The sequence below is a fragment of the Drancourtella sp. An57 genome (assembly GCF_002161525.1).
Taxonomy (GTDB): domain Bacteria; phylum Bacillota; class Clostridia; order Lachnospirales; family Lachnospiraceae; genus Sellimonas; species Sellimonas catena.
Map to the genome: position 1 here is coordinate 67542 of NZ_NFHY01000016.1, position 12086 is coordinate 79627.

At 42.0% G+C, this 12086-nt stretch carries 16 protein-coding genes; 15 read left to right on the forward strand and 1 reads right to left on the reverse strand.

The genetic code is table 11. The annotated features are described in order from the left end of the window. Window positions 1-180 precede the first annotated feature (180 nt). The 10 genes from B5G11_RS12935 (at window position 181) to B5G11_RS12980 (ending at window position 6569) form a co-directional block, all read left to right on the forward strand. Window positions 181-834 (forward strand): GNAT family N-acetyltransferase, encoded by a 654-nt coding sequence (locus tag B5G11_RS12935; protein ID WP_087254456.1) that lies wholly within the window; start codon window positions 181-183, stop codon window positions 832-834. Beyond that, complete coding sequence (locus B5G11_RS12940) at window positions 815-1519, forward strand: L-2-amino-thiazoline-4-carboxylic acid hydrolase (protein ID WP_022789868.1); 705 nt, start codon at window positions 815-817, stop codon at window positions 1517-1519. Before B5G11_RS12935 ends, B5G11_RS12940 begins: the two co-directional genes overlap by 20 nt. Further along, window positions 1507-2379 carry an acyl-CoA thioester hydrolase/BAAT C-terminal domain-containing protein gene (locus B5G11_RS12945; RefSeq protein ID WP_022789869.1) on the forward strand — a complete coding sequence of 291 codons (873 nt, stop codon included), beginning with the start codon at window positions 1507-1509 and terminating at the stop codon, window positions 2377-2379. The genes B5G11_RS12940 and B5G11_RS12945 overlap by 13 nt, the downstream gene beginning before the upstream one ends. Window positions 2380-2504: 125 nt before the next feature. Beyond that, window positions 2505-2867 (forward strand): hypothetical protein, encoded by a 363-nt coding sequence (locus B5G11_RS12950; protein WP_204229619.1) that lies wholly within the window; start codon window positions 2505-2507, stop codon window positions 2865-2867. Window positions 2868-2973: 106 nt separating this feature from the next. Next, a complete protein-coding gene (locus tag B5G11_RS12955; RefSeq protein WP_087254461.1) occupies window positions 2974-3381 on the forward strand; it encodes a hypothetical protein in 408 nt (135 codons plus the stop codon). 13 nt (window positions 3382-3394) lie between these two features. Further along, window positions 3395-3832 carry a tyrosine-type recombinase/integrase gene (locus B5G11_RS12960; protein ID WP_343215514.1) on the forward strand — a complete coding sequence of 146 codons (438 nt, stop codon included), beginning with the start codon at window positions 3395-3397 and terminating at the stop codon, window positions 3830-3832. Beyond that, window positions 3822-5330 carry a tyrosine-type recombinase/integrase gene (locus B5G11_RS12965; protein WP_087254463.1) on the forward strand — a complete coding sequence of 503 codons (1509 nt, stop codon included), beginning with the start codon at window positions 3822-3824 and terminating at the stop codon, window positions 5328-5330. Before B5G11_RS12960 ends, B5G11_RS12965 begins: the two co-directional genes overlap by 11 nt. Beyond that, the gene (locus B5G11_RS12970) at window positions 5305-5688 is read left to right on the forward strand and encodes a DUF6262 family protein (RefSeq protein WP_087254466.1); all 384 of its coding nucleotides are present in this window, start codon (window positions 5305-5307) and stop codon (window positions 5686-5688) included. Before B5G11_RS12965 ends, B5G11_RS12970 begins: the two co-directional genes overlap by 26 nt. Window positions 5689-5863: 175 nt before the next feature. Continuing rightward, window positions 5864-6112: a hypothetical protein gene (locus tag B5G11_RS12975; RefSeq protein WP_087254469.1), complete on the forward strand. Its 249-nt coding sequence runs from the start codon at window positions 5864-5866 to the stop codon at window positions 6110-6112. 19 nt (window positions 6113-6131) lie between these two features. After that, on the forward strand, window positions 6132-6569 hold the full coding sequence (locus tag B5G11_RS12980) for a cupin domain-containing protein (RefSeq protein ID WP_087254473.1): 438 nt from the start codon (window positions 6132-6134) through the stop codon (window positions 6567-6569). Window positions 6570-6666: 97 nt separating this feature from the next. On the opposite strand, the gene B5G11_RS17020 is transcribed toward B5G11_RS12980, so the two are convergent. Next, window positions 6667-6939: a cyclophilin-like fold protein gene (locus B5G11_RS17020; protein ID WP_158099289.1), complete on the reverse strand. Its 273-nt coding sequence runs from the start codon at window positions 6937-6939 to the stop codon at window positions 6667-6669. Here B5G11_RS17020 and B5G11_RS12990 point away from each other — a divergent pair. From B5G11_RS12990 to B5G11_RS13010, 5 genes are all read left to right on the forward strand, one after another. Beyond that, complete coding sequence (locus B5G11_RS12990) at window positions 6880-7251, forward strand: GntR family transcriptional regulator (RefSeq protein ID WP_087167909.1); 372 nt, start codon at window positions 6880-6882, stop codon at window positions 7249-7251. The two genes, B5G11_RS17020 and B5G11_RS12990, sit on opposite strands and share 60 nt — an antisense overlap. Window positions 7252-7254: 3 nt before the next feature. After that, window positions 7255-8106, forward strand: coding sequence for an ABC transporter ATP-binding protein (locus B5G11_RS12995; RefSeq protein WP_087254476.1), 852 nt, complete (start codon window positions 7255-7257; stop codon window positions 8104-8106). After that, complete coding sequence (locus B5G11_RS13000) at window positions 8103-8762, forward strand: ABC-2 transporter permease (RefSeq protein WP_087254480.1); 660 nt, start codon at window positions 8103-8105, stop codon at window positions 8760-8762. The genes B5G11_RS12995 and B5G11_RS13000 overlap by 4 nt, the downstream gene beginning before the upstream one ends. Window positions 8763-8958: 196 nt before the next feature. Next, window positions 8959-9531, forward strand: a complete 573-nt coding sequence (locus tag B5G11_RS13005) for a hypothetical protein (RefSeq protein ID WP_087167906.1) — start codon at window positions 8959-8961, stop codon at window positions 9529-9531. A 10-nt stretch (window positions 9532-9541) separates the two neighbouring features. Continuing rightward, complete coding sequence (locus B5G11_RS13010) at window positions 9542-12010, forward strand: hypothetical protein (protein ID WP_087254483.1); 2469 nt, start codon at window positions 9542-9544, stop codon at window positions 12008-12010. The last annotated feature ends 76 nt before the right edge of the window (window positions 12011-12086 follow it).

Below are 12086 nucleotides of genomic sequence, written 5' to 3' on the forward strand. Positions count from 1 at the left end.
GGAAATCTCTTACTATGTCTCCTGCTCTTCCTTTACTCTAAAATGGAAGGAGGTTTCTCATGACCCGCCATGTCACTATCAAATGATTAACAGGTAAAAAATGAATTGCAGTCCTATACGTCTCCTGATATAATATTAGTTAGTTGTTGCTAACCCGATTTTGTATAGGAGGGTACATCTATGTTTACTGTTCGTCCATATAAGGAAGAAGATGCTGCGGCCTGCGGGGATTGCTTCTACGAAGGATTCTTTTCATGCTCTGTGGATCAGAACGATAAAATACTTTTGCGTGACTACGCACAGATCCTGATTGAAAAATGCAATTTCACCTATGTTGCGGAAACGGAGGATCATCAGGTCGTAGGATTCATCTGTGGAAAATATGATAAGCGTTTCAGCAAGGCTCTGGCAGCTCAGTATGAGACAAAAAAGCACTATGGCCGTTGGTGTAAAATGTTCCTCAAGTTCTATCTGAAAAGATATAAAATGTCAGCACCATTCCAGAAGCAGTTTGATGCCTTTTTCCGTCAGCTACAGGAAAGGGATAAGGAAACCGTTGGGAAATGCGATCTGGAACTCGTTGCCCTTTCGTCCAGAAGGAATTACAGAAAGGGGTTGGGAACCGCATTGGTCACACAATTTTTGAATCGGGCAAAAGCTGATGGAGCAGATCGTGTGCGGCTTTTTACGAACACTCTTGCATCGTGGGAGTTTTATGAAAAACGTGGATTTAAGAAAGTGGCAGAGAAGCCCTTTCAGGATGGCTCCGGCAATCAGTCCCTCGTTTATGAGTACGTTTTGAAGGAGGATGAATATGAAAAACACCATCTGTGAAAAACTGATGTGGTCAGCGATGACACCTGCTATTTTCAAATATATCGCAGCCAATTGCAAAAATACGGATACATTCAGGGTGAAGAAGAAATCGCGTAAAAACTTTAAAGATATGTTGGCGAGGACACCCGACATAGGCGGTTTTACGAAAAATCCTCTGCGAATCTGTCTTTCCGGCGGAATTGTCTGGATGGCAGTTTATAAGGCAATGGATGGGGCGATGAGCCATGAGCAGTTCGGGGAAATGGTGACAGCCACGATGCAGGCGTCGCTCATTAAAAAAGCTTTCGGGAGTAAAAATCCATTTGATATGGAATATCAAAAAAAGAAAGTCAAGAAGGACAGAATTGCAAATGCCATATCCGACAGCGAATTCAACTGGATGACGGAGACGATTCCCGGAAGGGATGCAGACGAATACACCATCAACTATCACAGGTGCGGCCTGTGTGCGCTTGGAAAACAGGAGCATTTGGAAGAACTGATACCCTATATGTGTGCCATGGATTTTATTTCTGCTGATCTCATGGGCGGCGTGTTATACAGGACAGGTACACTTGCAGAGGGCGCAGAAAAGTGTGATTTCTATGTTTGCAAAAAGGACTCTAAATGGGATAAAGAAAGAAAATACGGACAGCAATCCAAGCTGCAAAAACAGGGAGAGTTGGGAAAGTGGAATATGTGACGGTTGCACAGGAGGGCTTCTATGGACTTTATCATGTCCCTGTTAAGGATCATGATCCCAAAAAGGTCGTCATCGTAGTAGGCGGCAGCGAAGGGAATGAAAATATCCCGATGAATGTGGGTGCTATGTTTGCCAGGTGCGGCATCGCCGCGTTAGGTATTTGTTACTGGAACGTAGACGGGCTGCCGAAAGAACTGGTTCGGGTGCCTGTCGATCCATTTGAAAAAGCGATCCTGTGGCTGAAAAACAAAGGATATGAAAAGATTATCATGTATGGCATTTCAAAAGGCGCTGAACTGGTATTGCTTTGCGCTTCTCTTATGCCGGATATCTGCGGCGTTGTTGCCCTCTCCCCGATCCACTGTATATGGGGAGGCATGTACGGGAATAAAAGCATGGCATCGAAAACTTTTTCATCTGCCTCCGAATTCACATACAGGGGAAAAGATTTTCCGTGTATGACAGCGCATCTGAAATATGGGCCGGCAATCCGGAACCTCATCCTCCATCAGCAGTTCGAGTTATCCTACATCTACGAAGAACCGCTGAAACATTTTGATGAGGATACAGCCATTCATGTGGAGAACATTCAGGGAAACATTTTATTTATTTACGCAAAGGAAGATCTCATGTGGCCCAGCAAAGAGGCAGTGGCATATATGGTAAACCGCCTGGAAAAACACCGGTTTGCTTTCCGGGTGGATGTCTTGGAATATGAAAAAGCAAGCCACATTCTTGTTCCATTAAATCCATCTAAGCTGAAAATGTTTAAAATTGAGAGACAATATCCGGAAGATTGCAGGCGCAGCCGTGAAGACGCTTTCCATAAAACGATAAAATGGATATCGGAGGTAAAGTGAATATGGCGGTCATGATAGAAAGTCTGATTGGTATCTTATTATTCACAGTTCTGATTGTGTCACTGACGCTGAAAAATCCCCTTACCTCAGTGGGAGATTATCCCCCGGCCATACGGGAGAAATGTATGGAATTAGGATTGATCGAAAAAAGAGAACAACGCTTTACCAGGGCAGATATCCTCCGAAAGGGGATCGCCCTGCTTGCTTTTGTGTTCATCTTCGCTATTGTCCTGAAACAGTTTAATGGAGCGGATACATTCTGGAAAGGGTTTCGGGATTCCTACCTGATCTGGCTGATCATTGATTGGTATGACGCTCTGATACTTGATTGCATCTGGTTTTGCCATTCGAAAAAAGTCAGGATACCAGGCACAGAGGATATGGAAGAATATAAGGACTATCGTTTTCATATCAGGCAGTCCTGTATTGGTATGCTTCTTGGCCTGCCCGCCTGTCTTGCAGTGGGAGCGATTACAGCAATCCTCTGATCAGCCATCAAATGATATAAAACAGAATATGATTCGCATCCAGCAGGAAATCTTTTATGTGAGGTCTCCTGCTTTTTCTTTACTCTAAAACGGAAGGAGGTTTCCCATGGCCCGTCTGGTCACCAAATTCAAGTACCTGAAACCGGATCAGGAAAAGCCCATCGGTGGGTACGCCACCTACATCGCCACCCGTGAAGGTGTAGAGAAGATCGATGAGTCTTTCAAGCTGGCTCCGGCAACAGTGAAACAGCAAAAGCTCATTGAAAAAATCCTGCGGGATTTTCCGGATAGCGCTGCGATGCTGGAGTATGAGGACTACCAGAGAGAAAAGACTATGGGTACCGCTTCTGAATTTATCACCCGTGCCATTGAGGACAATGCCCATGAGATCCTGAACCAGAAAACCTATGCTGACTACATTGGAACTCGGCCCGGTGCGGAGCGATTCGGCAGCCATGGGCTGTTCACGGATGATGGTGTCCAGGTAAAGCTGAAAGAGGTATCCCAACCATGATACCTGGATTCAGGTGTATCAGGTAAAGATGAAGAATTATAAGCGGATTCCCATAGCGGAGGGCCTGTATAAGATCATGGAAGTTTATATCAAAACCCACCAGATCGGGCCGGATGACTACCTGTTTACGAACAAAAACGGCGGCCCTTACCGGAGCATGACTTTCCGTCATCAGATGAAAAAGTTCTGCGAAGACCATGAGATTGACGGCGGGGATTACCTGTTCCAGTCCCATGATTACCGCCACACAGTGGCGACGATGCTTTATGACAATGGCGTATCCATACAGGGAGTACGGGATTACCTGGGACATGATTATCTGGAAATGACAGAACAGTATATAGACTACATGCCCAAAAAGATCGCAAAAGAGAATATGGGATTTTTCCAAAAGCCGGAACATAATCTGGCGGCTGGTTTGAGAAAGAAAGGAGGCAGAGATGGAAAATAGACTGTACTATTGGAAACTGGCATGCTATGAAACCTCCGGGAATCTGCCGAAAAGAGCTATTGGAAAAAGCAATTTCATTGACCTTTCCCTTCTTCCAAAAGAAACTATGCGGGAAGAATACAGACGCTACTTCCTGTACAGAGGCGGTCAGGTATCGCTGAACACTATCTGTCATGAAAAGGCATATTACCATCAGGTGTGCAAAGCCCTTCAACTGCGAAAAAACATACCTGACAGTTTCCTCGGCTGGCAGCCATCCAAATGGATCGAACTATTAAAGATATGGATGCTGCAGAACGGCATCCCGCTTTATGAAGAAAAAGAATCGGTATATGGTACGAGAAACCGGGCGGATGCAAAGGTGATTCAGCACCTGAAACGCTTCCTGCGGTTCATCCAGCCGGAGGATATGCGGCCGGAACGGGACAAGGATATATGGGATCTGAAAAAACTGGATATCCCTATTAAAGAAAATCCGATTTATAAAACGGAAACACTGGATTTTACCGGAATCCTGCAGGAAGGTCTGAGAGAGGAAGTAAAACAGGCAATTTTTCTGCATATAAAATATGAAAAAATCGGAACCGTGAAGCGGGAGCTGACATCCCTGCGGAAATTTTCCGGATACCTGATGGAGAAGGACATAAAGATCAATTCCTGCGCCGATGTTGACCGGGATCTGCTGGAAGAATATCTTGTCCATATCAACACCAACGGTTCATCCGGCAGAGGAAACAGCGATGACATTCTGAAGCTGAGGGCAGTATTGGAAAGTGTCGGAAAACTATATGGATACAGTCATCTGGAATCCTTATTCATCAATACAGATATTCCGCCGGAAGTGCAGCCGGTATTCCGATCCTATTCCGATGAGGAACTGAAGCGGTTGAACGCCCATATTACAAAGCTGGATGTCCAGTTGGCACGATGCATGGTCATCCACCAAATGCTTGGTACGCGAATCTCTGATACGCTGACACTGCATACAGACTGCCTGTCAAAAAGAAACGGTCTGGATATTATCCGGATTGATCAGGTGAAAACACGAACCTTTGAAAAGCCTATCAGTGCAGAATTAGCAATGCTGATTCAGAAAGCCATCGATTGTACTTACGATCAGTATGGTAAAACCGAGTATATCTTCGTGGACGCCAAAGATCCCTGCCGTCCACTTCAATATACAACCATAAAGCATAAGGTACTGCGGTTGATCAAAAGTGAAGACCTACGGGATGATGAAGGGAAACTGTTTAAATTCAGCGCCCATATGTTCCGGCGGTCTTACGGAGTTAAACTGACAGAACTGCATTTGGATGACTGGACGATAGCAAAACTCCTGGGGCATAAAAACATAAGCGCAGTAAAGCATTACAGAAAAATGAGCAACCAACTCCTTGCCGAAGAAACCCGGAAGGCACGGGAGCAACAGACCAGAATCCTACTGGCAAATTTAGATGGATGGGGTGAAGAATATGAACAAATACGACAGGATGATTGAAATGAACCGGGAACGAAGCGATGAAAAGATTGCTGCGGCGAAACTGGCAATCCGCAAACTGTTAGATCAGGGAGAGAGGGTATCGGTTCCGCAGCTCGTAAAGATGACAGGAGCTTCCAGAGGATTCTTCTATAAGAATCCCATTGTGAGGGCCGAAATTGACCGGGCTATGGAACAGCAGGCCGGAACCATCAATCCACGCAGAGGTATCCTGGACAAAGCAATGGAAGGACGGATCGATCTCCTTCAGGAAGAAATTTTCCGGCTCCGGCAGGAAAATCAGGCGCTCCGTGATGAAAACCAAAGACTTCAGAAAATCATTAGCAAGAAAAGCCGGAGTGAATTCCGAAGCTTGTAAATAACAAAATATAGGAAAATACATAGAGACAGCGGATCAAGCAGCCGAGATTGCACGAATGATAGAATGTATAATCAAAAGCTATGTCCCATTATAATGAATAGGTATTTGCTATTGTGGCGGCAGAAGACTATACTGATATCAGAAACAGAATTAGAGATAGGAGTGAAGCACTGTGAGGAAACAGGTTCATTCACCACCGGACAGCGAAGCGGTCATTCAGAACCTGATCGATGCCGGGTGTGATGACAAATTGGTAGAAGAATTTCTCTCACTGGAAGAATCCGGCCAGACCGGTAAACAGCTGACATTACTGTCAAAGCACCGTCAGAAGCTGCTGGACCGGGTGCATGTGGAAGAAAGACGGATCTACTGTCTCGATTATCTTGTATATGAAATTCAAAAACATCAGAAAAAAATTTAGTTTTGCAGGAGGTATCAGTATGACAACAATGAACGAAGAAGTATTCAGCAAAGAAAACGTATTTGGAAAAGGACAGGCAAACACAGCCTATGCACAGTATTTTATCGGAGAATCTTTCCTGAATCCACTGACTTCAGCAGGCTCTCCGGCAGTTGGACTTGCGAATGTCACATTTGAACCGGGATGCCGGAATAACTGGCATATCCACCATGCTGACAAGGGCGGCGGACAGATTCTGATCTGCACAGCAGGAGAAGGATGGTATCAGGAAGAAGGAAAAGAAGCAGTCAGCCTGGTACCGGGTACTGTTATCACCATTCCGGCAAACGTAAAACACTGGCATGGAGCAAAGGCAGACAGCTGGTTCAGCCATATAGCAATGGATGTACCGGGAGAAAATGCTCAGAATGAGTGGTGCGAACCTGTAACAGATGAAGAGTACGCAAAACTCGGCTAATAAAACGAAGTAAAGAACTTTAGAAACAAATAAAAAGCTGTGAATGACCCGAAATGGGATTCACAGCTTTTCCTTCTTGTAAAATTATTTTGCAGTGTTATAAAGATAATGTAACAGTTACATCGCCATCTCCAAGGATCTGCTTCAGCTCTTTTGCCGAAATATGATCGATCGTGCCCAGCCGTGTAAAATTCCAGCTGTTTCTGTCGTAATAGATGACAAACTCAAAAAGCTTAAAATAAACAGTATATAACAGTTGACAACAGTTATATACTGTTATATACTGTTTATTAAGAAGAGGAGGAACCAGATGAAACTGATAATTAACAGTTCTTCCATGATTCCGATTTATGAACAGATTGTAGAACAGATTAAAGGGATGATTCTTAACGGTACATTACAGGAGAATGACATCCTGCCCTCGGTCCGAAGTCTATCCAAAGACTTGAAGATCAGTGCCCTGACAGTGAAGAAAGCGTACGATTCTCTGGAACAGGAAGGGCTCACCGTGACGATTCACGGCAAGGGAACATTTGTTGCAGCTGCCAATCAGGAACTGATGAAAGAAGAGCAGCGCAAAGAAGTAGAAGCCGATTTTGAACTGGCCATTCAAAAAGGCAGACGCTACGGCATGGAAGATAAGGAATTTCGGGAGATTTTAGAACTCATTTTGGAGGAATAGGCTATGTTAAAAGTAAATAAGATCGAAAAGAATTACAAGAATTTTCACCTGGACTGCACGATGGAAGTCCCGGCCGGATGCATTACCGGTCTGATTGGGGAAAATGGGGCGGGCAAAAGCACGACCTTTAAGGCAATCGAAAATCTGATTTTTCTGGATGGTGGAAGCGTGGAGCTGTTTGGGAAACCACACGATCAGCTGACCGCCGAAGAAAAACAGAAAATCGGCGTGGTTTTATCCGGAAGTACTTTTTCCGACGTCTATATGATCAAAGATGTGGTGAAGATTCTGGAAGCAGTATATCCGGATTTTGAAAAGGAGAAATTCCTTTCCCTTGTGGAGCGGTTCCGGCTCCCTCAGGATCAGAAGCTCAAGGAATTTTCCACCGGTATGAAGGCGAAACTCAAACTGTTTATCGCCCTGTGCCACAATGCCAGTCTTCTGATTCTCGATGAGCCGACCGCCGGCATGGATGTGGTTGCAAGGGATGAGGTCCTGACACTCCTCAGAGAATATATGGAGGAGGACGAAAGCCGCGCGATTCTGATCAGTTCCCATATTTCCGGGGATCTGGAAGGGCTTTGTGATGATATTTACATGATCCATGAAGGCCGGATTGTCCTGCACGAAGATACAGACCGTCTGCTTAGTTCCTACGGACTTTTAAAGATGACGGAAGAACGGTTTGCGACAGTCGACCGCAGCCATCTTCTCAAAAAGAAGAAAGAGTCTTACGGATACAGCTGCCTGACGGATGAAATTCACTACTACATGGAAAATTATCCGGACATCACGGCAGAAAAAGGAAGTATTGATGAAATCATTATGATGACAGTAAAGGGGGAAGCAGTATGAAAGGATTGTTAGTAAAAGATTTATGTCTGATGCGTGAACTGAAAAAAATGGTGCTTATCATTGTCTTTGTTTCCGCTATTTTCGTATTCAGCGGAACTGACCAAGCTTTCCTGACCGGATATGTTATCATTCTCAGCGCATTGATTGCAGGAATGACTCTCAGCTACGATGAGATGAACGGCGGCATGGCATTTCTGATGACCCTGCCTTACAGCAGAAAACAGTATGTGGCAGAAAAATATCTGATCGGACTGCTGATTATTGCCGTCGGTGTCGTTTATGCCCTGGCTCTGGCAGTCATTCAGAACCTGACGGGCGGCGGCGCCGACATGAAGACGACACTGCTCACGACAGCGGTATGTGCGTTCGTCGGGGTGATCATGCTTGCATTTTCCCTTCCTGCGGATCTGAAGTTTGGAGCGGAAAAGGGACGGGTTATGCTGATCTTCGGTTTCATGATTGTCTTTTTCGGGATTTTCTTTGGATTCCGGATTCTGGAAAATAATTTTCCGGATCAGCAGGCAGCCATAATCCGCTGGCTGAATGAGGCCCTGATGAGCAGATATATCTATCCGGGATGCATCATCCTTGGGATTGTTGTCCTTGGAATTTCCTTCCTGCTTGCGTGCCGGATTCTGGAGAAAAAAGAATTCTAAAATGGTTAATGAAGAGGAGTGCGAATATCGCGCTCCTTTTTGCCGTCATAGCGTAGAAACTAAGGAGATAAGCCGATTGTGATTCTTAAAATCAGGTAGTATAATAAACACAAATAAAACTGATATTGTATAAATGTGAAGAAGGGAGGTAAACAGAATACTTTCAATATCAGCTAAAGGAAAGGGAGGAATGTAAATGAAAAAAAGGAAGATTGTAGGATTGGTCTGTACTTGCGCTGTAATTGGTCTTTGCTGTGTCGGTTGTAACAGCGATACTAAAAAAGCAGAAAATCATGCAGAAAAAATTGTTGATCTTATGGAAGAGGACAACATTGAGGAAATGAATAAAATCATTTTTGGATATGAAGATCCGGAAATACAAGAGGAAATTTCTAAAGAAAATGGAAATGCTGGTGAAACGGGCGGAATTATAACCGAAATTATGAAAAAGGATAAGATAAAAGTAAAGGATGTTGACGAAAGCCAAATCATATACGAAATAGAATCACCGAATTTAAATGGGATACTGGATGATTTGAAGAATAGTCCTCAGTTATCAGAAGATGATATATTAAACCACTGTAAAGACTATATCAGTAAGGCAGAAATGACAAAACATACGGTTAAAATTCCGTATTCTGTTGTGGATGAAGAAATTGAAGTAAACTATCGAAACAGAGACTTTATTAATGCAATCACTGGCGGCCTTTTAGAGGTTTACCAAAAAGCTTATCAAGACATGATAACAGAGTATGGAATAATGCAATAGGGGGGATTATATGAGAAAGATATTGGCTGTTTTTTTGAGTTTTGTTTTGCTTCTTTCAAGTACTGTTGTTTCCTTTGCAAGTGATGAAACAGAAGCGACTTACGGATTTGTAAATGTAGAATATTCAGATCAGGTTGGATCAGATGAAATACTGAATGTAATGGTAAAAAATAGTCATGTATATGTAAATGCGGAACAATTATGCACAAGGTTGGGATATCAGATTGATACATCCAGTGCTGATTATGTTACTATTTTTAACGAAGCAAATAATAACTTGCCAAATATCTCTACGCAATTTTTTTATAATGATAACAAAGTAAACCGTAAATTGAATTTTAAGAATCTGGATGGATATGAAGCTCCTTTTCCAAGTTTTCATAACGAGCAGGGAGTTTGGATCCCGTTCGGATACTCTTTGTTGGTTTTAAACAGCAACATGTTGATTTTAGACGATACAATACTTATTGATATGCCGAAGAAGAACATCTTAGATATTTGCTTAGAAATTATGAAAAATGCTTCGTCATATTTATTTGATTGGGCAAAAGACTTTGGATATACAGAGCTGGATGTGAATTTGATCGGAGGCAGTAGCTATTTTGTAAATGTATTAAATGGGTTGTTGAAAATGGATAGTGATTCATGGATACAGTTAATGCAGTCCCTTGTTTTAGATTCATCTTCATATGATAGCAAATATGGAGAAAATATTGCGATGTTGCTATGCACAGAATCGGATGGCGAGTTGGAAGCCTTGAAGAAAGAAGCTGAAAAGTATCAAGATCTATTTAGCGAAAAAGGGAAAATAGGAAGCCTCTTATCAACATATTCAAATTCGATTGATACGGATGTTGCGGCTATGTATCAAACATGCAGCAATATATTATCAGACGTAAAAAAAGGTAATTCTAACCCTGCTCTATTTAGTAGGAGTTACGATGCATTAGAAAAGGCTTTTGATAAACAAACTTGGTTTTCAAATACCGGAAGTATGATATTAGATGTTCAAAAGGGAGTTTCAGATGCTCTCCCAATATTGGATATGGCATCTAAAGTTGCAGAGATTTTACAGTACGGACAAGAATTTCAAAATCAAGACGAATATTCGATCAATGCACTGGAGTATTTTTTAAAGGCTTCGAATGACAATACAATAACATCTGAAACGGTTAAAAATTCCATGAGAGAATATTCAGAAAAATTGAAAAGTAATGTTGTCAAATATTCTGCAAGCAAGTACTATAAAAAACATATAGGTGAATGGATAGGAAATATTGTAAAAGATGGATTAGGAAGTCAAGCAAATATGGCTCTTATAGCATGGGATTTAGTATCTAGTCATGTACCTTTCATTTCCGATAAACTCAGTGCGGCAGATTCGTTTGAATTGGCATTATATTCTGGTATACTACAAGCAGATGCCTACTTGAACTATCTCAAATTTTCAAATGAAACACTATTAAGTGGAAATGTGGAAGTAGAAAAAATATATGACTTATCAAAATACTGTTATATATTATTAAAATCATGCTATATCACAAGAAATGCGGCAACTGCTTCTTTATCTGGAAAACGGGAAGCTGTGCAAGAGCAGCTTCAGTCACTGATTGATTCGCAGAATAAGAAAAATAGTGAGATTACAGAAATGCTTGTAACATTAAAAAGTGCGAAAGATAATAATGACAAATTTGAATATGGTTTTTTGCCAGACAATAACAAAAAGTATTTAAAAGAATATAATGATAAGAACATCATTTCGATAGTAAAAGAGCAGATAGAGATCAGTTCATATTTCGAACAATATACTCAATTAGTAGAAAAATTAGGAATGCAGATAACCGAACCATGGCAGTTTTCTAGTTCTGACTCTTATATGAAAGATCAGTTCTATTTGGAATGGCTGGATACAGCCTTCAGTATGAAGAATGAAGGTGTTTCATATATAAAATTATATGGAATTGGTTTGGGAGAAAGCAGTTCACAGATAGAAAAAGCATTAAAAGATAATGGATGGGTAAAGTATTCAAGTAGTGATACAGAATGTACTTACTTAGCATTTCTAAATAACGTAATATATATGGTAGCAATACAAAAGGATGACAATGGAAATGTTAAATCATGGTATTTGAACAATTGGCCAGAAGGCGAGGGCATATCAATAGCTGTTGAACTTCTTAAAAGCGGTCAATATCCTGATGAAGAGTGGAAAAGAGAGTATATAAGCTACATTCAAAAACAGGGACACCTTTCAAGTTATATTTATAAACTTATAGATATAAACGGGGATGAAATACCAGAGTTATACTATGATTCTGGGACGATTGCCGGAGGAGCTGCTGTTTGTAGCTATTTGAATGATAGCTTTAGTGAAGTGGTCATTTATGTTTCTGGACTTCAGTATATAGAGGGGAAAAATATATTTAGAGATACTGGTGAATATTCTGCGGTGGCAGAGCCACCCAATCTCATGAAATAGAGCCACCGGATCCGTTAGCGAGAGCCAGTCGTCTGATGAAGGGAGCCATGAGTTTCTTCATGGCTCCCGATAAGAT

Coding starts and splice junctions, on each gene's coding strand:
- B5G11_RS12935 (WP_087254456.1), top strand. CDS start 181: ATGTTTACTGTTCGTCCATATAAGGAAGAAGATGCTGCGGCCTGCGGG.
- B5G11_RS12940 (WP_022789868.1), top strand. CDS start 815: ATGAAAAACACCATCTGTGAAAAACTGATGTGGTCAGCGATGACACCT.
- B5G11_RS12950 (WP_204229619.1), top strand. CDS start 2,505: ATGGAATTAGGATTGATCGAAAAAAGAGAACAACGCTTTACCAGGGCA.
- B5G11_RS12955 (WP_087254461.1), top strand. CDS start 2,974: ATGGCCCGTCTGGTCACCAAATTCAAGTACCTGAAACCGGATCAGGAA.
- B5G11_RS12965 (WP_087254463.1), top strand. CDS start 3,822: ATGGAAAATAGACTGTACTATTGGAAACTGGCATGCTATGAAACCTCC.
- B5G11_RS12970 (WP_087254466.1), top strand. CDS start 5,305: ATGAACAAATACGACAGGATGATTGAAATGAACCGGGAACGAAGCGAT.
- B5G11_RS12980 (WP_087254473.1), top strand. CDS start 6,132: ATGACAACAATGAACGAAGAAGTATTCAGCAAAGAAAACGTATTTGGA.
- B5G11_RS12990 (WP_087167909.1), top strand. CDS start 6,880: ATGAAACTGATAATTAACAGTTCTTCCATGATTCCGATTTATGAACAG.
- B5G11_RS12995 (WP_087254476.1), top strand. CDS start 7,255: ATGTTAAAAGTAAATAAGATCGAAAAGAATTACAAGAATTTTCACCTG.
- B5G11_RS13000 (WP_087254480.1), top strand. CDS start 8,103: ATGAAAGGATTGTTAGTAAAAGATTTATGTCTGATGCGTGAACTGAAA.
- B5G11_RS13005 (WP_087167906.1), top strand. CDS start 8,959: ATGAAAAAAAGGAAGATTGTAGGATTGGTCTGTACTTGCGCTGTAATT.
- B5G11_RS13010 (WP_087254483.1), top strand. CDS start 9,542: ATGAGAAAGATATTGGCTGTTTTTTTGAGTTTTGTTTTGCTTCTTTCA.